General features: G+C 28.4%; 26 protein-coding genes. All 26 read left to right on the forward strand.

Annotated features, from left to right (window positions below; genetic code table 11):
- Positions 1–10: 10 nt before the first annotated feature.
- The 26 genes from NT01CX_RS04905 to NT01CX_RS05030 all read left to right on the forward strand — a co-directional run bounded on the left by NT01CX_RS04905 (position 11) and on the right by NT01CX_RS05030 (position 22,520).
- Positions 11–2,074: a chemotaxis protein CheA gene (locus NT01CX_RS04905; RefSeq protein ID WP_011721941.1), complete on the forward strand. Its 2,064-nt coding sequence runs from the start codon at positions 11–13 to the stop codon at positions 2,072–2,074.
- Positions 2,075–2,086: 12 nt separating this feature from the next.
- A complete protein-coding gene (locus tag NT01CX_RS04910; RefSeq protein ID WP_011721942.1) occupies positions 2,087–2,689 on the forward strand; it encodes a chemotaxis protein CheC in 603 nt (200 codons plus the stop codon).
- 15 nt (positions 2,690–2,704) lie between these two features.
- Positions 2,705–3,064, forward strand: a complete 360-nt coding sequence (locus tag NT01CX_RS04915; RefSeq protein WP_011721943.1) for a response regulator — start codon at positions 2,705–2,707, stop codon at positions 3,062–3,064.
- A gap of 41 nt (positions 3,065–3,105) precedes the next feature.
- A complete protein-coding gene (locus NT01CX_RS04920) occupies positions 3,106–3,504 on the forward strand; it encodes a chemotaxis protein CheW (RefSeq protein WP_011721944.1) in 399 nt (132 codons plus the stop codon).
- A 20-nt stretch (positions 3,505–3,524) separates the two neighbouring features.
- Entirely contained in the window at positions 3,525–4,520 is a 996-nt protein-coding gene (gene fliM, locus NT01CX_RS04925) for a flagellar motor switch protein FliM (RefSeq protein WP_011721945.1), read from the forward strand.
- On the forward strand, positions 4,513–5,703 hold the full coding sequence (gene fliY / locus NT01CX_RS04930) for a flagellar motor switch phosphatase FliY (RefSeq protein ID WP_011721946.1): 1,191 nt from the start codon (positions 4,513–4,515) through the stop codon (positions 5,701–5,703). The genes fliM and fliY overlap by 8 nt, the downstream gene beginning before the upstream one ends.
- 209 nt (positions 5,704–5,912) lie before the next feature.
- Positions 5,913–6,173 (forward strand): flagellar biosynthesis anti-sigma factor FlgM, encoded by a 261-nt coding sequence (gene flgM / locus NT01CX_RS04935; protein ID WP_011721947.1) that lies wholly within the window; start codon positions 5,913–5,915, stop codon positions 6,171–6,173.
- A gap of 65 nt (positions 6,174–6,238) precedes the next feature.
- On the forward strand, positions 6,239–6,676 hold the full coding sequence (locus tag NT01CX_RS04940) for a flagellar protein FlgN (RefSeq protein WP_039224139.1): 438 nt from the start codon (positions 6,239–6,241) through the stop codon (positions 6,674–6,676).
- Between the two features lie 21 nt (positions 6,677–6,697).
- Entirely contained in the window at positions 6,698–8,728 is a 2,031-nt protein-coding gene (gene flgK / locus NT01CX_RS04945) for a flagellar hook-associated protein FlgK (RefSeq protein ID WP_011721949.1), read from the forward strand.
- Between the two features lie 30 nt (positions 8,729–8,758).
- Complete coding sequence (gene flgL, locus NT01CX_RS04950; RefSeq protein ID WP_011721950.1) at positions 8,759–9,736, forward strand: flagellar hook-associated protein FlgL; 978 nt, start codon at positions 8,759–8,761, stop codon at positions 9,734–9,736.
- Between the two features lie 74 nt (positions 9,737–9,810).
- Complete coding sequence (gene fliW, locus NT01CX_RS04955; protein ID WP_011721951.1) at positions 9,811–10,242, forward strand: flagellar assembly protein FliW; 432 nt, start codon at positions 9,811–9,813, stop codon at positions 10,240–10,242.
- The gene (csrA, locus tag NT01CX_RS04960) at positions 10,242–10,460 is read left to right on the forward strand and encodes a carbon storage regulator CsrA (RefSeq protein ID WP_011721952.1); all 219 of its coding nucleotides are present in this window, start codon (positions 10,242–10,244) and stop codon (positions 10,458–10,460) included. The genes fliW and csrA overlap by 1 nt, the downstream gene beginning before the upstream one ends.
- 49 nt (positions 10,461–10,509) lie before the next feature.
- Entirely contained in the window at positions 10,510–10,887 is a 378-nt protein-coding gene (locus NT01CX_RS04965) for a flagellar protein FlaG (RefSeq protein ID WP_011721953.1), read from the forward strand.
- A 26-nt stretch (positions 10,888–10,913) separates the two neighbouring features.
- A complete protein-coding gene (locus NT01CX_RS04970; RefSeq protein ID WP_011721954.1) occupies positions 10,914–11,201 on the forward strand; it encodes a hypothetical protein in 288 nt (95 codons plus the stop codon).
- Positions 11,202–11,237: 36 nt separating this feature from the next.
- Positions 11,238–11,624: a flagellar export chaperone FliS gene (gene fliS, locus NT01CX_RS04975; protein WP_011721955.1), complete on the forward strand. Its 387-nt coding sequence runs from the start codon at positions 11,238–11,240 to the stop codon at positions 11,622–11,624.
- Between the two features lie 78 nt (positions 11,625–11,702).
- Entirely contained in the window at positions 11,703–13,214 is a 1,512-nt protein-coding gene (fliD, locus tag NT01CX_RS04980) for a flagellar filament capping protein FliD (protein ID WP_011721956.1), read from the forward strand.
- A gap of 3 nt (positions 13,215–13,217) precedes the next feature.
- Positions 13,218–13,556 carry a hypothetical protein gene (locus NT01CX_RS04985; RefSeq protein WP_011721957.1) on the forward strand — a complete coding sequence of 113 codons (339 nt, stop codon included), beginning with the start codon at positions 13,218–13,220 and terminating at the stop codon, positions 13,554–13,556.
- Between the two features lie 109 nt (positions 13,557–13,665).
- The gene (locus NT01CX_RS04990) at positions 13,666–14,478 is read left to right on the forward strand and encodes a flagellin (RefSeq protein WP_011721958.1); all 813 of its coding nucleotides are present in this window, start codon (positions 13,666–13,668) and stop codon (positions 14,476–14,478) included.
- 220 nt (positions 14,479–14,698) lie between these two features.
- Positions 14,699–15,511, forward strand: coding sequence for a flagellin (locus NT01CX_RS04995; protein ID WP_011721959.1), 813 nt, complete (start codon positions 14,699–14,701; stop codon positions 15,509–15,511).
- Positions 15,512–15,622: 111 nt separating this feature from the next.
- Positions 15,623–17,362 carry a motility associated factor glycosyltransferase family protein gene (locus tag NT01CX_RS05000; RefSeq protein WP_011721960.1) on the forward strand — a complete coding sequence of 580 codons (1,740 nt, stop codon included), beginning with the start codon at positions 15,623–15,625 and terminating at the stop codon, positions 17,360–17,362.
- 2 nt (positions 17,363–17,364) lie between these two features.
- Positions 17,365–18,591: a motility associated factor glycosyltransferase family protein gene (locus NT01CX_RS05005; RefSeq protein WP_011721961.1), complete on the forward strand. Its 1,227-nt coding sequence runs from the start codon at positions 17,365–17,367 to the stop codon at positions 18,589–18,591.
- A gap of 124 nt (positions 18,592–18,715) precedes the next feature.
- The gene (locus tag NT01CX_RS05010) at positions 18,716–19,066 is read left to right on the forward strand and encodes a hypothetical protein (protein WP_011721962.1); all 351 of its coding nucleotides are present in this window, start codon (positions 18,716–18,718) and stop codon (positions 19,064–19,066) included.
- A gap of 15 nt (positions 19,067–19,081) precedes the next feature.
- The gene (locus tag NT01CX_RS05015) at positions 19,082–20,113 is read left to right on the forward strand and encodes an SDR family NAD(P)-dependent oxidoreductase (protein WP_011721963.1); all 1,032 of its coding nucleotides are present in this window, start codon (positions 19,082–19,084) and stop codon (positions 20,111–20,113) included.
- Between the two features lie 33 nt (positions 20,114–20,146).
- Positions 20,147–21,283 (forward strand): N-acetyl sugar amidotransferase, encoded by a 1,137-nt coding sequence (locus tag NT01CX_RS05020; RefSeq protein WP_011721964.1) that lies wholly within the window; start codon positions 20,147–20,149, stop codon positions 21,281–21,283.
- The gene (locus tag NT01CX_RS05025) at positions 21,267–22,031 is read left to right on the forward strand and encodes a cytidylyltransferase domain-containing protein (RefSeq protein WP_011721965.1); all 765 of its coding nucleotides are present in this window, start codon (positions 21,267–21,269) and stop codon (positions 22,029–22,031) included. Before NT01CX_RS05020 ends, NT01CX_RS05025 begins: the two co-directional genes overlap by 17 nt.
- 24 nt (positions 22,032–22,055) lie before the next feature.
- On the forward strand, positions 22,056–22,520 hold the full coding sequence (locus NT01CX_RS05030; protein WP_011721966.1) for a GNAT family N-acetyltransferase: 465 nt from the start codon (positions 22,056–22,058) through the stop codon (positions 22,518–22,520).
- Positions 22,521–22,578: the final 58 nt, after the last annotated feature.

Below are 22,578 nucleotides of genomic sequence, written 5' to 3' on the forward strand. Positions count from 1 at the left end.
AGGGTGAAAAATGGATACATCACAATATTTGTCAATGTTTCTTGAAGAATCTATTGACAATCTTCAAACTTTAAATGAATCATTATTAGAACTAGAGCAAGATCCAAACAATATAGACAAGTTAAATGAAATTTTTAGAGTGGCTCATACAATAAAAGGTATGGCAGCGACTATGGGATTTAACGAAATGGCAGAACTTACTCACAAAATGGAAGATGTATTATCTCAGTTTAGGGAAGGAAATTTAAAAGTAACTCAAGAAGTTGTAACAGTATTATTTAAATGTCTTGATACCTTAGAACAAATGGTTAATAACATTTCAGAAGGTGTTGATGAAGTAATAGAAGTAGATCACATAATTGAAAAATTAGAAGCTATTGCTGAAGGAAATAGTGATGAAAAAAGTGAAGAAAATAAAAGCATAGTAGAAGAATCAGTTGATACAGATAATAAACAAGAAGAAAGTGAATTTAAAAAACAAATAAATGAATATGATTTAAATGTAATAAAGCAAGCTGTAGATAAAGGATTTAATGCTTTTTATATTAAAGTTATATTAAATGAAAATACACTTTTAAAATCAGCAAGAGCATTTTTAATATTCAAAAGCCTTGAAGAATGTGGAGAAATAATAAAATGTATGCCATCAGCAGATGACCTTGAAAATGAAAATTTTGATTTTGAAATAGAGATGGTATATTTAACCACTAAAAATAAAGAAGAAATTTACGAAATTTTAATTGATATATCTGAAGTTGATGAGGTTATAGTCGATAATGTAAGTGTAAATACACAAGAAAAAGAAGCACAAAATGATATTAAAGACGAGGTGAAGCCTAAGGAAAAAGAAGAAGAGTTTGAAGAAACAGTAAAAAAACAAGAAGTTAAAAAGCCAGAAGGTAAAAAACAACAAGCTAAAAGTGCCGAACCTAAAAAGCGTAGAAAAGTACATCAATCTGTAAGAGTTGATTTAGAAAGATTAGATAAGTTTATGAATATGGTATCAGAGCTTGTTATTCATAGAACTAGATTAGAACAAATAAGTTCTAACTATAGATCAGCAGAATTAAATGAAACATTAGAACAAGTTGCAAGAACAACGTCTGATCTTCAAGATCTTGTTATGAAGATCAGAATGTTACCACTTGAAACAGTATTTAATAGATTCCCAAGAATGGTAAGAGATTTATCAGTTGAACTTGATAAAGATATAGATTTTATAATAAAGGGACAAGATACTGAACTTGATAGAACAGTTATAGATGAAATAGGAGAACCTCTAATTCATTTAATAAGAAATGCAGCAGATCATGGTATAGAAAGTAGAGAAGAAAGAAGTGCTGCTGGAAAAAATACAACTGGAACTATAAAACTTATAGCATATCAAGAAGGAACAAAAGCTATAATAAAAGTTCAAGATGATGGTGGCGGAATAGACGTTGAAAAAGTTCGTGCTAAAGCAAACAAAATTGGAATAAATACTGAGGGTATGAGTGAAGATGATATTAAGAATCTTATTTTTGCTCAAGGCTTTAGTACAAATGAAGTAGTCACAGATGTATCAGGCAGAGGCGTTGGAATGGACGTTGTCAAAACAAAGATAAGTTCTCTTGGTGGAACTGTTGATGTTATGTCTGAAGAAGGAAAAGGTTCTACATTTACTATTACATTGCCTTTGACACTTCAAATAATCCAAGCACTACTGGTTAAAATTGGATCAGAAACTATGGCAATATCTTTAGGTTATATAGATAGAGTTATAGATTTTAAAGAAAATAATGTAATGAAAACTGACAATAAGGAAGTAATAGTATATAATGATAATGTAATTCCACTTGTGAGAGTTTCTGAGAAATTAGGACTGGAAAAACCAGAGTTATCAAAACAGTATATTGTAATTGTAAAAGTTGGAGGAAAAACAGTAGGACTTTTAGTAGATGGGCTATTAGGTCAACAAGAAACAGTAATAAAACCTTTAGGAAAAACATTAAAGGGGCTTAAAGAATATATAGGTGCAACTATTTATGGTGATGGACTTGTAACTTTAATACTTGATGTTGCTGCTTTAATATAAGGAGGCGGTTTTGTGAGTTATCTTGATATGACACCTATGCAATTAGATGCATTAAAAGAAGTGGGGAATATTGGAGCTGGAAATGCGGCTACTGCTTTATCTCAACTTTTAGGAAGAAAAGTTGATATGACGGTACCTTCAGTTAACATATTACCTTTTGATGAAGTGTTTTCATCAACTGGAATTGAAAAGGTTGTTATAGGTATTATTGTTAGAGTACTTGGAGACACTCCAGGTAATATACTTTTTATTATAGACAATGCTACAGCGTTTAAAATAATAAAGTCGCTTACAGGAGAAACTTCATCACAGTTAACAGAAATGGGACAATCTGTTCTTTGTGAAATAGGAAATATAATAGCTTCATCTTACATGAATGCTATAGCGAAGTTTACGAATTTAGTAATAACTCCTTCGGTACCTGCAGTATGTAATGATATGCTAGGAGCTATTTTATCCACAACTTTTATAGAATCAGGACAATTTGATGAACAAGTACTTGATTTAGAAACTAAATTTTTACAAGATGAACAAGAAGACACCAATGGACATTTTTATTACATCCCAATGCCAGGTTCATTGGAAAAAATATTAAATACATTAGGAGTAAAGTAATGGAGGTTATATACAATGTCTAAAGTATTAATTGTTGATGATGCTGCTTTTATGAGAATGATGATAAAGGATATATTAGAAAAAAATGGTTATGAGGTTGTAGGGGAAGCAAGTAATGGATTAAAAGCTGTGGAACTTTATAAATCAGAAAAACCAGATGTAGTTACAATGGATATAACAATGCCGGATATGGATGGTATAGAAGCTGTTAAAGCAATAAGAGACTTTGATCCTGCTGCAAAAATAATTATGTGTAGTGCTATGGGACAACAAACAATGGTAATGGATGCAATAAAATCAGGAGCAAAAGATTTTATAGTAAAACCATTCCAAGCAGATAGAGTACTTGAAGCTGTTAAAAAAGTTATAGGTTAACGTAGGTTTAGTATTAAAAAAGGCTAATGGGGGGAATAAAGATGCAAGTTGTCATATTTAAGCTTGGAGATGAACAGTTTGCAGTAGAAACTGCAAAAGTTCAGGGCATAAATGATATGATGGAAATAACAAGAGTTCCTAATGCACCCAGTCATATAAAAGGATTAATAAATCTAAGAGGGAATGTAATATCCCTCTTAGATATAAATTTGTTACTTAATATATCAAAAGGTGAAGATGAACATGGTAATATAATTATCCTAAAGATGGAAGATGAGCAAATAGGAATAACTGTAGATGAAGTTGATGAAGTATTAGAAATAGAAGAAGAAATACTAGAAAAAGTTGATGATTCTAACAAAGGTTATATAAAAGGAATAATTAATTTTAAAACTAGGGTAGTAACTTTAATAGATATAGATAAATTATTTGTAAATTAGTATAGAAATGAGGGACGAATATGGCAGACGTTCTAACACAAAGTGAAATAGATGCCCTTTTATCTGCTTTAGATTCTGGTGAGCTAAATCCTGATGAATTAGAAAAAGAGGAAGAAAAGCAAAAAGTAAAAGCGTATGACTTTAGAAGTCCTCAGAAATTTTCAAAGGACCATATAAGAACATTAGAACTTATTCACGATAATTTTGCCAGAACAATTTCTAATTATCTAACAGCACAAGTTAGAACCAATGTTAAAATTAATATAGAAACAGTTCAGCAAATAACCTATGAAGAATTTATTCATTCAGTACCTAATCCGACTATATTAACCATATTTAAAATGCCACCTCTAAGTGGATCTATATTATTTGAAACTAATCCACAATTTGCATATCAAATTATAGATGTATTACTTGGTGGTTCTGGAACTGGTAAATATAAGACAAGAGAATTTACTGATATAGATAAAAATATAATAAAACAGATAAATAAAGGGTTAATAGCTAATCTTAAACTTGCTTGGGAAGATGTAATGGAGGTTGAGCCAGAAATAGAGGGACTTGAAACAAATCCTGCACTAAATCAAACTTTGGCACCTAATGAACCAGTAGCGCTTATTACATTTTCTGTTGAAATGGGAGGAAACAATACATTTATAAATATATGTATTCCTTACCTTAGTATAGAAAAGGTTCTCGATAAACTTGTAGTTCAATATTGGTTTAGAGAAAACAATACAGAAACACTAGAAGGGTCTAAAGAAAAATTAAGAAAAAGAATGAATGTTGTAGAATTACCTATGACGGTTGTACTTGGAAGTACAAATTTAACAATTGGACAATTCTTAACACTTTCTGTTGGAGATGTAATAACCTTAGATAGTTTAACTTCAAGTCCTGTAAAAGTAGTGGTTGGAAATGAACCTTATTTATTAGGAAGACCAGGAACTATAGGTAAAAATAGAGGCGTTCAAATACTAGATATTATCGATAAGGATGTGGAAAACTATGAATAGTGATAACGGATTCCTTTCACAAGATGAAATAGATTCACTGTTAAATGGTGGCGGAAAAGACGAAACTCAAGAGCAATCACAAGAAAATGTATCTAATGTATCTGATGAAACTAAAGTGGATGAAAAAAAAGAAAGTCCAATTACAGATACAGAAAGAGATTTACTTGGAGAGATAGGGAATATATCAATGGGCTCTGCTTCAACTGCACTATCAACTATAATTGCTAGTGCGGTTAATATAACAACGCCACAAGTTAGAGTAACAACATTAAAAGAATTAAGAGATACTTTTGAAGTACCTAATATAGCATTAGAAGTAAAATATACAAGCGGTATAATAGGTGGTAACTTACTTGTAATGAAGATACCAGATGCCGCTGTAATTGCCAATCTTATGATGGGTGGCGATGGAAAAATAGAAGAAAAATCTGAACTTACAGAAATTGAAGAAAGTGCTGTATCAGAAGCTATGAATCAAATGATAGGTTCAGCTGCAACTTCAATGGCCACAATGTTTGGAAGAGAAGTTAATATATCTCCTCCTATTTCAAAGATATGGAAGGATGCAGCTTTGCCATTAAGTGAAAGTATATCAGAAGAAGAAGATATAATTGAAGTATCGTTTAAGTTAACTATTGGAGATTTAGTGGATAGCAATATAATGCAAATACTTCCGATTAAAACAGCTAAAAAGATAGTTTCTATAATGATGGGAGAAGAGGAAGAAGATATGCAATTAAATCCTAAAGTAGAAGAAAGACCTGTAAATATTAAATCAGATTTAAATAAGGCTCCACAACAAATAGATCCGAAGCCAGCTGAAACATACACTCAGCCACAAAATTCTGTGCCTCAATCACAAGTAAGTGTACAAAGAGCAAATTTTGCTCCACTTGATCAAAATCCTATCAGTGGAGTACCTCAAAATATTGATTTGATTTTAGATGTACCACTTGAAATTTCAGTTGTACTTGGAAAAACTAAAAAGTCAATAAAAGAAGTATTAGATCTTGGTACAGGATCATTAATAGAATTAGATAAACTTGCAGAAGAGCCAGTTGAAATATATGTAAATGGAAAGAAAATAGCTTATGGTGAAGTAGTCGTTGTAGATGAAAACTTTGGTGTAAGAATTGTTAGTATAGTAAGTGGAGAAGAAAGAGTTAAATCTTTAAGAGGATAAATATTTAAGTTATAAAAATTAAAGCATATAATGTTTAATTTACAAATTTTAATTAAACATTATATGCTTTTTTTAATCACAATAAAATTCACATTAAACATTGAAAAATCCCTATTTCAAGTAGATGTTTTTGCTTAAGTAGTGTAAACTTTAAATTTGTATAGTCGATAATATTATAAGATAAAACAATGGATATGAGGAGTGTAAACATGAAGATTACAGGAATATCTGTGAATAAAGTAGTTAATATATATGAAACAAATAAAAGTAAAGTTAATGAAAATAAAAAGGTATGTAAAAAGGATACTTTGGAAATATCAAAACTGGGAAAAGAACTATGTTCCGTTGAAAATGGAGAAGTATCATCAGTAACACCTGAAAGAATAGAAGAAATAAAGAGTCAAATAGCAAAGGGAACGTACAAAGTTGATTCAAAGCTTATAGCTAAAAAAATGTTATCTAGATATTAAAAATTTATATTTAAATTAATTCTAGTAGAAAAACAGTATATAAGAAATGAGGGAAGATATATTTCATGAATAAGGTGGAATTTATAAAAGGTCTTCTAGAAGTTATGAATGATCAAAGAATAGCTTTAAATAAATTGCTACTAATATTAGAAAAACAGCATGAATATATAATAAAAGATGATGTGTTTGGAATGGAAGCTGTTGTAGAAGATATACAAAAGAGTAATCAAGAAGTAGCTGATTTAGAATTAAAAAGAAGACAGTTCACAAATGGATTATTAGAAGATAAAACATTAGGAAAGCTCATATATGAGTTAGACAATCCAAAACTTATAGAAGTTTTTAGAAAAGTTCGTAACAAACTAGAGGAAATAAGGTTGCAAAAAGATACCAATGATTTATTGATAAAACAAGGAATTAGTTTAAATAATAGGATACTTGCATTTTTAAATCCAGATAGACAGGCAAAAACATACAATGGGTACGGGAAAATGAGAAGATAGTGAACAATAAGGAGTGATAAAATGTCAGGATTATTTTCAACACTTAATGTAGGAAAAAGAGGACTATATGCACAACAAGGTGCTTTAGATGTAACATCACATAATATAGCTAACAGCAATACTAAAGGATATACAAGACAAAGGGCTTTAATGGAAACTACAAGGCCATTTGGTATGCCATCTATGGATAATCAAGTAGGTCCTGGACAAATAGGTACAGGAGTTGAAATATCAAAAATTCAAAGGGTTAGAGATACCTTTATGGATTATCAAGTTAGAAGAGAAACAAGTACACTTGGACAATATGAAGCAAGAGATAAATACCTAAGTGAAATAGAAGGAATATTTAACGAACCTTCAGATACAGGAGTATCAAACTTAATAGGAAAGTTTTTTGATGCATGGCAAGAGGTTGCAAAACATCCAGAAGGATCAAATTCACGTACAGTGCTTGTAAATCAAGCATCAGCACTTGCAAGTGAATTAAATCATACACATAGTCAATTAGTAAAGGTAAAAGAAAATGCCCAAGAATCTATAAAACAAGCAACATTTGATATAAATAATGCATTAGATAGAGTTGATAAATTAAATCAACAAATAATGGCTGTAAAAGTTTCAGGTATGGAGCCAAATGATTTAATGGATAAGAGAGATCTTCTTTTAGATGAATTAAGTGAAAAGTTCAATGTAGTAGTAGAACAAGACAAGTTTGGTTCAATAAATTTAAAACCTAAATATACAAAAACAGTAGATGGTAACAGTGAAGTTGCAAATCCGCTTCTAGTTAGAAAAAATCCTAACGATGAGGTTATGAGATTTTCTTATGTAAAGAGTATAGAGAAAAAAATGGAGAAAAATACTACGAAAATAGATGTAACAGGAGCTCCGGGTAAGTATGAAACAACTTGTAAAATAACTTATCTGAAAAATGGAGACAAAGATAGACCTGCTACATTTAATTTGAATATAACTAGTAATAAAAAAGATATACATGAGGCTAGAGAAGAAATAGAAGAAAAAATAAGAAGATTAGATCAATCAAGGATAATTTGGTCAACTAGTAACAAAAATGATGATAGTAAAAATGGTCTTGCTGTAGATAAGAATGGTGGAGTAATAGGAAAAAATCCTGTTAACTTTGAAGATTTAGCTTTATTTGATTTAAAGGGTGATGAATATAGAGGAGAACTTAAAGGATTCATGACTGTTCAGCAGGATGTAGATGATTATATAGAACAAATGAATAAGCTTGCTAAGGGTATTGCTTTTTCTGTTAATACACTTCATAGTGGAAAAAGTTCAATAGGAACTGTAGGAACTCCAACAAATAATGGTGTTGATGTTGAAAATGCAGACTATATGCCTTTCTTTGTTAATGGAGAGAAAGCTGATAAAAACTATAAAATAATAGATGGTAAAAAAGTCTTATATGATGGAGTAAATGATATAACAGGATCATCTAAAATAAACGCACTAAAGGAAGTTTTAGATTCTGAAACTGAAATAACATCAGCCAATATATCGGTAAACAGACAGATTATGGATGATGTTATGCAAATAAAAACAAGAATTAATGATGATAAGTTTGCTTTAGCGGCTAAAAATACTAAGGATGGAGAGCAAGATGGAGCAAGAGCGCTTGCAATAGCACAATTACGTGATAAGTTATTAAAAATACAAAACATAACTAAAAGAACGACAAGAGAAGAATTTATAGAACAGAATGGAGCTAATAAAAAATTAAATAAAGATATAACACTTGGACTTGATACAATAACAGGAGATATTAATGGTATGAAGATAGATAGCTATTTTAAAGATACTGTTGATAAACTTGGAGTGCAAGAACAAGAAGCTCAAAGAATAGTAAAAAATCAAGGAGCACTTCTAAAAGAATTTAGCCAAAGAAGAGAATCCATATCTGGAGTATCATTAAATGAAGAAATGGCAAATATAGTTCAATACCAACATGCTTATCAGGCAAATGCAAAAATTATTGCAACAACAGATCAACTTTTAGATGTTGTTATAAATGGACTTAAGAGATAATGATTTTAAATAGAGTGGAGGATTTTAATAATGCGTGTTACAAATAAAATGCTTTCAAATAACTTTTTAGCAGATATGAAAACAAACTTAGAAAATATAAATAAAATTCAGCAACAAAATACATCAGGTAAAAAGTTCAGAAAACCATCTGACGATCCCTTTGCTGTTGCACGTTCTATGCAATTACATACAGATATTAATACAAATAAACAATATAGTAAAAATATAACGGATGTATCTAACTGGCTTGATACTACAGATACAGCACTAGGACAAGCGGGAAACGTTCTTCAAAGGGTTAGGGAACTTTTAATATCATCAGGAAATGGTGGTTATACAAAATCTGAAAGAAGAGCAATAAAAGATGAGATAAATGAAAAGATAGGCGAAATGTCTCAAATATTAAATACAAACTTTGGAGGTAACTATATATTTGGAGGTTCTAGAAGTACTACAAAGCCTATGGAAGTTGATAAAGCTAATGGTAACACTATCCTTATATATAATAAAAAAGAAGGTGGGAAACTAGACAAAACTAAGGATCAAGATGAATATACCCAAATAGCATCTAAATTAAAGATAGAGGTATCTCAAGGTGTTACTATGGATTATAATGTTACAGCTACTGATGTGTTAGAATTTAAAAATGAAGCGGGAGCTCCTAAAGATTTGAGAGATATACTAAGCAAAATAACATCACATTTGGATTCTGAAAAGCCAGAAGAAATAAATAAATTAATAGGACAAGATCTTACAAATATAACAGATGCCATAAGTAATGTTCTAAAAATTCGTGCTGAGATTGGTGCCAAGCAAAATAGAATAGAAGGGGCAAATGATAGAAATAAAGATGCTACATTTAATATGACTAAAATATTATCGAAACATGAAGATGTTAACTATACAGAAAATATGACAGATTATGCAACAATGCTTACTGTTTATATGGCTTCACTTCAAACAAGTGCGAAGATAATACAACCTAGTCTTATGGATTATTTACGTTAATTTATAATAGTTAAAATTTTATAGTGGATAATTGACAATATTTAATTGTGAATCTAAAGAAAGGTGAGATAAAAATGAAGCTAGAGACTAAATGTCATGGAATCATTGAATATAAAGAAGAAGATGTAATTGAGTTTAAAAAGGGGATTCCAGGATTTAATGAACTTAAAAGATTCATTAATTTTCCTATAGAAGATAATGAGGTCTTTAGTGTACTTCATTCAATAGAAAATAATGAAATTGGATTTATAGTGACATCACCATTTAGTATTATAAAAGATTATGAAATTAATCTTGATGATAGTGTTATTGAAAGATTAAATATAGAAAATGAAAAAGATGTACTAGTATTAAATACTGTTACATTACATTCTAAATTAGAAAATATAACAGTAAATTTATGTGCTCCTATAGTAATAAATATAAAAACAAAATTAGGGGAACAAATAATATTAAATAATGGAAAATATCAAATTAAACATCCGTTATTTAAGGAGGGCATTTAATGCTAGTTGTAAAAAGAAAAAAGGGTGAATCTATTTTAATAGGAGATAACATAGAAATAAATATAGTTGATATAGATAATGGTTCTGTAAAGATATCTATACAGGCTCCAAGAGAAGTTACTATTTTAAGAAAAGAATTATACAAAGAAATAGAAGAAGAAAATAAGAAAGCAATAAAAGTAGATATGTCTTTGTTGAAAAAATTGAATAAAAAGTAATAAACAAAGAAGTATAATTTATTACTGAGGTTTAAGGGGGAATGCTTAAATGGAAATTGGTGTAGTTAGTCAAACAAGACATATAAGCTCTGATACAATGTCTAATGCATCAAGTGTTTCTTATAGTGAATATATACAATATGATAATTTATCTGTTTTAAACAATGAAGATATAGATAAATTATCACATGATTATATTAAAGAGAAAGATGTGCAAAATGCGATTTCTAAACTTAATAAATTTCTTCAAGGTGAAAATACACATCTAGAGTATGAAAGACATGAGGTTTTTAAAAGTCAATTTGTAGTTAAAATAATAGATAATCAGACTAAAAAAGTTATAAAAGAAATACCGCCTAAAAAAATACTAGATATGGTAGCTGAGATATGTAGACTTGCAGGAGTTATAGTGGATAAAAAAGTATAACTTTACTTTAAAGGTAGGTGTCTTTTATGGAATATAGATTAAATAAAGTTGATTATGAACTTCAACAATTAGTAAATGACGCTACAAAAGAAGGAAGGGTTCATGGCAACAAAGAAACATACAAAGTTGATAAGGATAAAAAAGAAAGAAATAAAAAAGAATATAGTGAAAAATTAAAAAAAGAATTAGCAAAACAAAAGAAAAAAAAGATTATAGTTGATGCTGTAAAGGTTAAAAATATAAAGGTTAATGCCTTTAGAGAGAAAGAATCTGGAAATTTATCTCAAGGAAGATTTTTAGATGAGAAGCTATAGAAATTAAAGTTTAAAGCATTCATGGGAGGAAAAAAGATGTACGCAAATAATGCATATAAAGCTTATAAAAATAATAGTGTTAATTATGCTTCTAAAGAACAATTATTACTTATGCTACTAGATGGTGCAGTAAAGTTTGCCAAGATGGGTAGACAGGCTATAATAGATAAAAAAATTCAAAAGGCTCATGAAAGTCTTACAAGAACTCAAGACATATTTTATGAACTTATGGCATCTTTAGATTTAAGTAGTGGAGCTGAATGGGCAAAACAGCTTATGGGAATATATGAATTTATAACAAAAAGACTTGCAGATGCTAATATGAAAAAAGATGTAGAAATTATGAATGAAGTGGTGCCTTTAATAGAGGATATTAGAGATACATGGTATCAAGCTGAAAAACTATCAAGAGGACAAAGATAGAATATATTAAAGGAAAATAAAGTACTAGAAAACTAGTACTTTATTTATAAAAGAAATTAAACTAAGGGAGGAAAATATATGTCAGATATAAGTGGAGTTGGGAATTTTAATAGAATAACTGGACTTGCTACAGGTATGGATACTGATACAATGGTAAAGAAGATGTTAATGAGAGAACAACAAAGAATAGATAGAGCCAATGGAAACAAGCAGTATAGCCAATGGAAACAAGAGGAGTATATGGAAATAATAAAAGATACTAGAGAGCTAAGAGATGATTTCTTACTTATAAGTTCTCCTAAAGAAACAAACCTTTTAAAAAGTGAAGCGTATGCTTCAACTAATGCTAAAAGTGATAACGAAAGTATTGTAGAAGTGAAGTCCTTACCAGGAGCGAAAGCAGGAAGATATCAAATTAAGGTTAAAGATATAGCTAGAGCTGCTACTATTGAATTTAAAGGAAGTAAAGATGATTTAGCTAAGGTTAAAGAAGAAATAGAAAAAACTAATCCGGATTTATTAAATAAAGTAAATGTCAGTTTTAGTGAACTTACAGGTAAAATAAGTGTAATATCCAAAGAAACAGGTAAAAAAATTGCTAATGATGATACCATGAGGGATATATCAAATGTATTAAAAGGAAAATACAATTCTGATTATAATGAAATAGATGGGAATGAAGCAGAAGTATATATAAAAGAACCAGGACAAAGTGAATATACTAAAGTAGATAGCAAGTATACATCTAAAAACAAATTTATAATTGATAATATGCAATATGACATATCTGGAGTAACAACAAACAGTGTAATAAATACTAAAGATGATATTGGGTCTATATCTATTAATGTAAAAAAAGATGTGTCATCAAGTGTAGATAAGATAAAAAAGTTTGTAGAAAAATATAATAAATTAATAGAAAAATTAAATACCAAAGTAGATGAGAAGAAAATATATAGTTATAAGCCTTTAACTGAAGAACAAAAGAAAGAAATGAAACCTGAAGAAATAAAAGAATGGGAAAAGAAAGCAAAGCAAGGTATTATAAAAAATGATTCTGATATTCAACAAATGCTATCAAAAATGAGACAAGCATTTTATGGAGAATATAGTAAAGATTTTTCCAAATCTGATCATAAAACATTCGGAATAAGTTTAAGTGAAATAGGAATAACTACTTCGAAAGAAACAAGTAAAAGAGGAAAGCTAGTAATAGATGAAAGTAAATTAACTAAAGCATTAGAAGAAAAAAGTGATAAGGTGTATGAATTATTCACCAAATCAGGAAATAGTAAAGAATCCAATGGTATACTAAATAGACTTACAGAGATAGTTGATAAATATGCAGGTGGTCATGGTGGAAAAGATGGCATACTAGTAAAAAAAGCAGGATATAAGGATTCTAGATGGCTTTTAAATAATGATTTGAGTAAAAAAATTATAGAACAAGAAAAACAAATAAAGCAACTTGAAAGAATTATGTTTACAAAACAAGAACAATACTACAAAATGTTCTCAAAGCTTGAAGTTGCTATGAACAAGATGAATTCTCAATCTAGTTGGTTTCAAGCTCAGATGGGTGGAAGATAGTAAATGAACAAAGAATTATATAATGCTTTAAAGGAGTATCACAAGGTCAATGTTAATATAATCAATGCATTAAATGAAGAAAGAATAGATGAGTTAGATGAAATTTTATTAAAAAAGGATGAAATTATAAAAAATATAAATTCTATTAAGTATGTTTCAAAAGAGTTTAATGAAATATCAGAAGAACTAAACTTAAAAACTTTAGAAGAAGAAATAAAAAAAATCTCAAATTCAAAAAAAGAGTATTATAAATCTCAAATAAATAAAATAAATAAAAATAAAAATGCCAATAGAAGTTACTCAAACCTTAGAAGTAATATAGCTTTAGAAAAATTTATATGATCTAAAAATAAAAAGAGTATAAAGCATATAAAAGTTTTAACGATAATATAAAAGGTAAGGCAAGGAAGCCTTAAAAAATATACTTAAAAATTCAAGGAGGAATTTTATAATGATTATTAATCACAATTTAAATGCAATGAATGCTCACAGAATGATGGGCCAAAACATTACTGGTGCTGGAAAAGCAATGGAAAAATTATCTTCAGGATTAAGAATAAACAGAGCTGGAGATGATGCAGCAGGACTAGCAATCTCAGAAAAAATGAGAGGACAAATCAGAGGATTAAACCAAGCATCAAGAAATGCACAAGATGGTATATCATTAATCCAAACAGCTGAAGGAGCTTTAAATGAAACTCATGCAATCCTTCAAAGAATGAGAGAATTAGCAGTTCAAACATCTAATGATACAAACACAACTGCAGATAGAACAAATGTACAAAAAGAAATAGCTCAATTAAAAGAAGAAATCACAAGAATTTCAACAGATACAGAATTCAATACTAAAAAGTTATTAAATGGATCAGCAAAAGGAGTAACTTTCCAAGTAGGCGCTAATGAAAAACAAATAATTACGCTAAATATTGCAAGTATGGGAACAGAAGACTTAGGCTTAAAAGAAGTTAGCTTAGGTACTGGTGCTGCTTCTCAAGCAGCTATAACAAAAATAAATGATGCTATAAATACAGTATCAGGAGAAAGAGCTACACTAGGAGCTATCCAAAATAGATTAGAACATACAATAAACTCTGATAACAATGCAGCAGAAAACTTACAAGCAGCAGAATCAAGAGTAAGAGACGTTGATATGGCAAAAGAAATGATGGAATTCTCTAAGAAAAACATACTTCAACAAGCAGCTCAAGCTATGCTTGCTCAAGCTAATCAACAACCACAAGGTGTGCTTCAATTATTAAGATAATAAATATATTAGAATGTATGAACTCCATTACTCTTAAGTAGTGGAGTTTTTGTTATATGTATACCGAAATTTTTATTTGAATACAATATAAAGTATTAAAAAGTTTTTATATAAAAAAATAAAAAGAGTATAAAGCATATAAAAGTTTTAACGATAATATAAAAGGTAAGGCAAGGAAGCCTTAAAAAATATACTTAAAAATTCAAGGAGGAATTTTATAATGATTATTAATCACAATTTAAATGCAATGAATGCTCACAGAATGATGGGCCAAAACATTACTGGTGCTGGAAAAGCAATGGAAAAATTATCTTCAGGATTAAGAATAAACAGAGCTGGAGATGATGCAGCAGGACTAGCAATCTCAGAAAAAATGAGAGGACAAATCAGAGGATTAAACCAAGCATCAAGAAATGCACAAGATGGTATATCATTAATCCAAACAGCTGAAGGAGCTTTAAATGAAACTCATGCAATCCTTCAAAGAATGAGAGAACTAGCAGTTCAAACATCTAATGACACAAACACAACTGCAGATAGAATTAATGTTCAAAAAGAAGTTACTCAATTACAATCAGAATTAACTAGAATCAGTACAGATACAGAATTCAATACAAAGAAATTATTAAATGGATCAGCAAAAGGAGTAACTTTCCAAGTAGGAGCTAATCAAGGACAAACAATTGCTGTAGATATTTCAGAAATGAGTGCAAGTGCATTAAAAGTAAATGATGTTAGTTTATCATCAGGTGCTAAGTCACAAGAAGCTATAACAAAAATAAATGATGCTATAAATACAGTATCAGGAGAAAGAGCTACACTAGGATCTATCCAAAATAGATTAGAACATACAATAAACTCTGATAACAATGCAGCAGAAAACTTACAAGCAGCAGAATCAAGAGTAAGAGACGTTGATATGGCAAAAGAAATGATGGAATTCTCTAAGAAAAACATACTTCAACAAGCAGCTCAAGCTATGCTTGCTCAAGCTAATCAACAACCACAAGGTGTACTTCAATTATTAAGATAATTTTGTTTTTGATTTAACAAAAATTAATCTTTAGGTTCACTCTACTGTGATTATATATTACAGTAGAGTTTTTTGGTTATAAAAATAATATACGTAATAGGTGATTTAAGGGTGTATAATTATAAATTTGATATTGAAAAAAGTAAAGATAATTATAATATTTTAAAGATTTATAAAAATGATAAAAGTATATATATGGGAAGTAAATATAATATGAAGAATAAAATAATTGATTTTATAAATCAATTTAAAGAATGTGATGATAAAAGTATATTCTTAATATTTGGATTTGGATCAGGAGAATGTATATTTGAGTTATCCCAAAAGTTTAAAAATAATAAAATACTAATATTTGAACCTAATTATAATTTAATAAAGTATGTACAGGAAAATATAAGCGAGTTTGAGTTTTTCAATAGTTCTAATAATATAGAACTAAAATATTATAATTCTAGTGCACTAGAAGAGTTGAAAAAAAGTATATCGGTATTTGATATTACTAAAATAAAATATGGATTTTTGTGTAATTATGAAAAAGTATATATGGACAGATTTACAGAATTCAATAATGATGTGAAAAACTTCTTATCGGATACAGTGCTTTATAGAAATACTAGTATTGTTTTTGCAAGAAGATGGTTTGATACTTTGATGGGAAATTTACCTGAGATTTTAACTTCTAGTCCTATTGACATTTTAAAAGGAAAATATAAAGATATACCTGCTGTTATAGTCTCAGCAGGACCATCATTAGAGAAAAATATACATGAATTAAAAAATATTAATGATAAAATGCTCGTACTATCGGGAGGTAGAACACTTAAGCCGCTAAAGGATATAGATGTTAGTCCTGATTTGCTCGGAATTGTAGATCCAGGGGAAATTGCATATGAATTAGTTAAGGAATATATACATAGTGAAGAAAGCACTTTGCTATTCTATGAAGGAACAAATGAAAAGGTTACAAAAGATTATATAGGTAATAAGTATATTTTTACTCAAAGTAATTTTATAAGAGAAATATTTCAAATGAATATTTCAGATATGAATTTAGGAGGATCAGTTGCCCATACGCTAACAGGAACGGCTGTATTATTAGGGTGTAATCCTATTGTATTTATAGGTCAGGATTTAGCATATTTAAAAGAAAAGCGTTATGGTGATATTGCATTAACTAAGTTTGATAAAGAGAAGGAGATTACGCTTGGACTTGTAGGAGGAAAAGCACTAAAAGTTGAAGGGGTTAATGGGGAGCTACTAGATACTAATGAAGAACTATTTAATTTTAAGCGTGGCTTAGAAAATATAATAAAAAATAATAGTGATGTAACTTTTATTAATGCTACTGAAGGAGGCGCTTTAATAAAAGGGACTATTAATATGTCATTAAAAGAAGTGATAAGTAAGTATAGTTTAAAAGATAAAGGTAACTATATTAAAGAAAATAATCATAGTGTTGATGTAAATCATATGATAGATAATACTGTTGTTAGTTTAAAGAATATTATTAAGTCTAATAAAAATATAATTGCAAAGTCCAAGGAAGCTTTAAAATATATAGAACTAATTAAAAGTGAGTTAAGAGTATATGGTAAAGTAAAAAATAATTATTATCTAAATAAAATGGATGAAATTGATGAGGATATAAAAAAGAGTTATAAAGATTTAGAAGTTTTAAGTTCATTAATTTATCCAGTAGTGTATACAATTTTAACAGGTAAAAAACTTAGTGAATATAAAGATATAATCGAAAAAAATGAATTTTTGTACAAGAGTGTATTGGCAGTTTCAGAGTATGCTATGAAAAAACTTGAATGCGCATTGGAACAAATTAACAATATGGAGAGATGAATATGATAAAGCTTGAATGCATAAGAGATAATTTATATACAATTAAATATAATAATAAGTACATTCATAGTAAGTTTAATCCCGTAAAAGAAAGTGAAAGATTTATAGCACGATATAAGTATATACAAAGTAAAAAGAATATAGTAGTGTATGGATTGGGATTAGGATATCATATTGAAACTATAATTAAAATTAATGATACTGCTAAAATATATATTTTTGAAGCTAATGATGAAATTATAGAAGTTTGTAAAAAGATTAAACCTCACTTGTTTAAAAATAAAAATATAAAAATTATAAAATATAATGGTGAATTCTATAATCTGTTTAAAAATTACTTGGATACATGTGAAGAATTTATAGTGCACAAACCTTCTTTACATACTATAAAAGATATAAATTATAAATTATATAATGTAATTAACAATTATGTTATAGCTTATGAAAGTACAAATGAATTAAAAGAACAACTAATACAAAACTATAATGAAAATTTAAAAGTGGATTATAGCAATATAATTGATTTGTTAAATAAGTTTAAAAGTAAAAATAAAAATAAAAAATTTGTTATTACAGCTGCAGGACCATCTTTAGATTATGAACTTAAATTTTTAAAATCAAGTAGAGATAGTTTTGTTATTGTAACTGTAGGTACTGCCCTTAATGCATTAATGAACAATAATATATGTCCGGATGTTATTGTTATAATAGATGGGAAAATAGGAGTCGCAAATCAGCTTAAAGGATTTGAGAATTTACAAATACCTCTTTGTTTTCTATCTACAGCATCAAGGTGGGCTGTTAAAAATTATAGGGGGCCTAAATATATGTTTTTCAACAGTGAAGATGAAGATGAGATTTTTATTGAAACGGGAAAAACAGTTGCTGTAGCTGCAATGAGTATAGCTATACATTGTGGAGCTAAAGAAATAGTTATGCTTGGACAAGACTTAGCGTATTTGGATGGAAAATCACATACAAATACATATGAAGATATATATGGGCTTAAAGATAATCCTATAATAAATAAAAATAATAAATTTGTTACAGGAATAGATGGTTCTAAGCTTAATACTACATCGGGATATATTTATTTTAAAGAACAGATAGAAAAGCTTATAGAAACTAATCCTGATGTTCAATTTATAAATTGTAGTAAGGGGGCATTTATTAGGGGTGCTAATCATATGGAGTTTGAACAATATATAAATGATAAATTAAACTATTGAATTTTAAAATTCAATAGTTTAATTTTATTTACATATTATATTATTTAAAGATATATATATATATATCGAATATATATATATATATATATGAAGTATATATGAAAAAAGTTCGGAGGAAATGCAAATGAGTAATGAAAAAATGGAAGTAATAATTACAGCAAATGAGTATTTAAATAATTTAGAAGAAGGAATACATCAAGTAGTAGAAGCTTTTCAGCAAGAAGATGAAAAAAAAGGGTGTTCACTTATTCCTCTTGTAGCTGAGGGTATTAACTGGATTATAGATGTAGTTAACTTAACTAAAGATATACAAAAAGAAAATATAGATATATCACAAATTGATGAAAAATTAGAAGAGATAGTAGAAGCTATAGAGAGTGAAGATTATATATTAGTTGGAGATTTATTTGAATATGAAATATTGCCTATAATAGAAAATATACATGAAAACATAAGAAATATATTAGAAAATTAAAAAAGAGGGGTACATATGAGTTTTTTTAAGGATAAGAATATACTTATAATTGGAGGTACGGGAACTATTGGTCACGGATTAATAAGAGAACTTGTGCGTCACGAACCTAAGGTTATAAGGATATTTAGTAGAGACGAATATAAGCAGTTTATAATGGAGCATTCAAATCTAATACAAGAGAATAATAAAGAAAATAAGTTTAGATTTTTAATTGGTGATGTAAGAGATTTTGAAAGATTAGATAGAGCTATGGATGATATAGATATAGTATTTAATTTAGCAGCTATGAAACATGTTCCTTCTTGTGAATATAATCCTGATGAGGCTATAAAAACTAATGTAGATGGTATGCATAATGTAATAAAATCAGCAATGAAGAATAATGTAAAATGTGTACTATTTACATCATCGGATAAAGCAATAAGTCCTACAAATACATATGGTGCTACAAAGATGTTAGCTGAAAAGTTAGTGCAAGCTGCTAATTTTAGTAAAGGTAAAATTCAAACTAAGTTTATAGCAGTTAGGTTTGGAAATGTAATGGGATCGCGTGGATCTGTTATTCCATTGTTTAAAAATCAAATATTAGAAAATAAAAATATTACTATTACAGATCCCGAGATGAGTAGATTCATGATGAGTTTATCTCAGGCGGTTAAACTTATGATTAAGTCCTGTGAAATATCAAAAGGTGGAGAAGTATTTGTACTTAAGATGCCAGTTGTTAAACTTAAAGATTTAGCAGAGGTTGTTATAGAACAAACTTGCAAAAAATATCAGGTAGAAAAAGAAAAAATTCAAGTTGAAGTTATAGGTGTTAGAGCTGGAGAAAGATTTTATGAAGAACTTATGACTAAGGAAGAATCTAAAAGTGCTTATGATTTAGGAGATATGTATTGTGTATTGCCTAACTTATATTTAAAAGAGTATAATCAGTGTTATAATAAATTCCGTAAATGTGATATACAAAATTATTCTTCTAACGGTATGGAGTGTATTTCTAAAGAGGATATTAAAAAAATAATTGAAAACGATAATTTGATATAAAAAAATAATATGATAAAAGTAAAGGTGATATAAATGAAATATTGTAAGAGATGTTTACAACCAGATACTAGACCAGATATAAAGTTTGATGAAAATGGTGTATGTTATGCATGCTTATATGAAGAAAGAAAAAGAAGTATAGATTGGAAATCTAGACAACTAGAGTTAAAGGAAATAGTAGAAAGAGCTAAAAGAAAAGCTAAAAAATTAAATACATATGATTGTGTTATAGGAGTTAGTGGTGGAAAGGATAGTACATTTCAAGCAATATATGCAAAAGAAAAGCTTGGATTAAATGTATTACTGGTAAATTGTCAGCCTGATAATATAACAGAGGTTGGACGACATAATATGGAAAATTTAATTTCACTAGGATTTGACTGTATACAAATGAGGCCCAATCCTCAGATAACTAAACAACTTGTAAAAAAATCATTTTATGAATATGGCAACCCGATTAAGCCAACAGAATATTCATTATGGTCATCAGCTTATATTATAGCAGAAAAATTTAATATTCCACTTATAATACAAGGAGAAAACGCTGCTTTAACTCTAGGATTGGTTAATGGGTTGGGAAATGATGGAAATGCTTTGAATGTAAATAATGGAAACACCGTTAATGGATGCAAGGCTACAGATTGGGAAAGTGATTCTATAAGTTTAGATAAATTATTTATGTATAATTTTCCGGATAAAAAAGTGTTAATTGAAAAAGATATAGAAGCTATATACTTACAATATTATGTAAGAGAATGGTCTCAAGTATATAATGCAGATTTTTCTATTGCAAGAGGTTTATGGGGTAGAAGTAGAGAAAAACTTGAGGATATAGGTAGGTATAGAAGATACACTGCGTTAGATAGTGATATGCAAATAGTGAATCAAATGATAAAATATTATAAGTTTGGATTTGGATTTGCTACTGATGAGGCTTGTTATGATATAAGGGAAGGTAGACTTACAAGAGAGGAAGCTAAGTGGTTAGTGAATAAGTATGATGGAAAATGTAGTAGTAGGTATATTAAAGAGTTTTGTGAATATATAGATATATCAGAAGAAGAATTTTGGAATGTTGTAGATAAATATGTAAATAAGGATATATTTTCAAAAGATCCTAGTACATCCAAATGGATTCCTAAATTTACTGTAGGTGAAGACTTTGAATAAGTTAAAAGGTAAACTTAAAGTAGTATGTATAATTCAAGCTAGAACTGGTTCTACAAGATTACCAGGTAAAGTATTAAAAAAAATATGCGGGAAAACAGTTTTACAGCATGATATTGATAGAATAAGAAGAATTAAAAATATAGATGAAATAGTTATTGCTACTACAGATAAAAGTGAGGATGATTTAATAGTAAATGAAGCATTGAAGCTGTCGGTAATGTATTTTAGAGGATCAGAAGAAGATGTGCTTTCTAGATATTATTATGCAGCAAAAATGACAAAAGCGGATATAGTTATGAGGGTTACTAGTGATTGTCCATTGATTGACAGTGAGGTAAGTGGAAATATATTAAATTATTATTTAAATAATATTAAATGCTATGATTATGTAAGTAATACTATTAAGAGAACATATCCAAGAGGATTAGATGTAGAAGTTTTTTCCTTTGAGGTATTAAAAAGAGCTTTTTTAGAATCTAAAACTAATAGAGATAGAGAACATGTAACTCCATATATTTGGAGCAATCCTAATGAGTTTAAAATAGGTCAATATATTAATAAAAAAGATTATTCTGATTTAAGATGGACTTTGGATACAGAAGAAGATTTTCAATTGATAAATAAAATATATGAGCATTTGTATTATAAATTTGGAAATAACTTTTATATGGAAGACATTTTAAAATTATATGAAACGTATAAAGATTTATATGATATAAATAAGGATATAATGCAAAAACACATATAAAATGTTAGTGAAAATGGTGATTATATGATTCAATTAAGAAAAGTAACTGAAAAAGATTGTGAGCTTTTGTTTCGATGGGCAAATGATGTAGATGTAAGAAAAAATTCATTTAATCCTGAGTATATAAGTTATGAAGAACATGTGGATTGGTTTTTTAAGATGTTACAAGAAAGAGATGTTTTGTTTTTTATTATGGAAGTGGATAATAAGTCTATTGGACAAGCGAGAATTAACATAGATAAAAATATTGGTGTAATTAGTTATAGTATTTGTAAACAGTTTAGAGGAAAAGGATTTGGAAAAAAGATAATTCAATTAGTTGAAGAGAATATTAGTTGTTTAAAAACAATTAATAAGATTGTTGCTTATGTAAAAAAAGATAATAAATCATCTAACAAAATATTTACAAAATTGAATTATTTAAAAGAAGAATATGAAGATAAAAATGTATATTGTAAGTTTATTAAAAATAAATTTAAAGAAGGTTAGCATAAGCTAATCTTTTTTTAGTAAAATATTATGGTATTAATATATAGAAGGTATGAAG

Origin of the sequence: Clostridium novyi NT, assembly GCF_000014125.1 — a bacterium.
GTDB classification, from domain to species: domain Bacteria; phylum Bacillota; class Clostridia; order Clostridiales; family Clostridiaceae; genus Clostridium_H; species Clostridium_H novyi.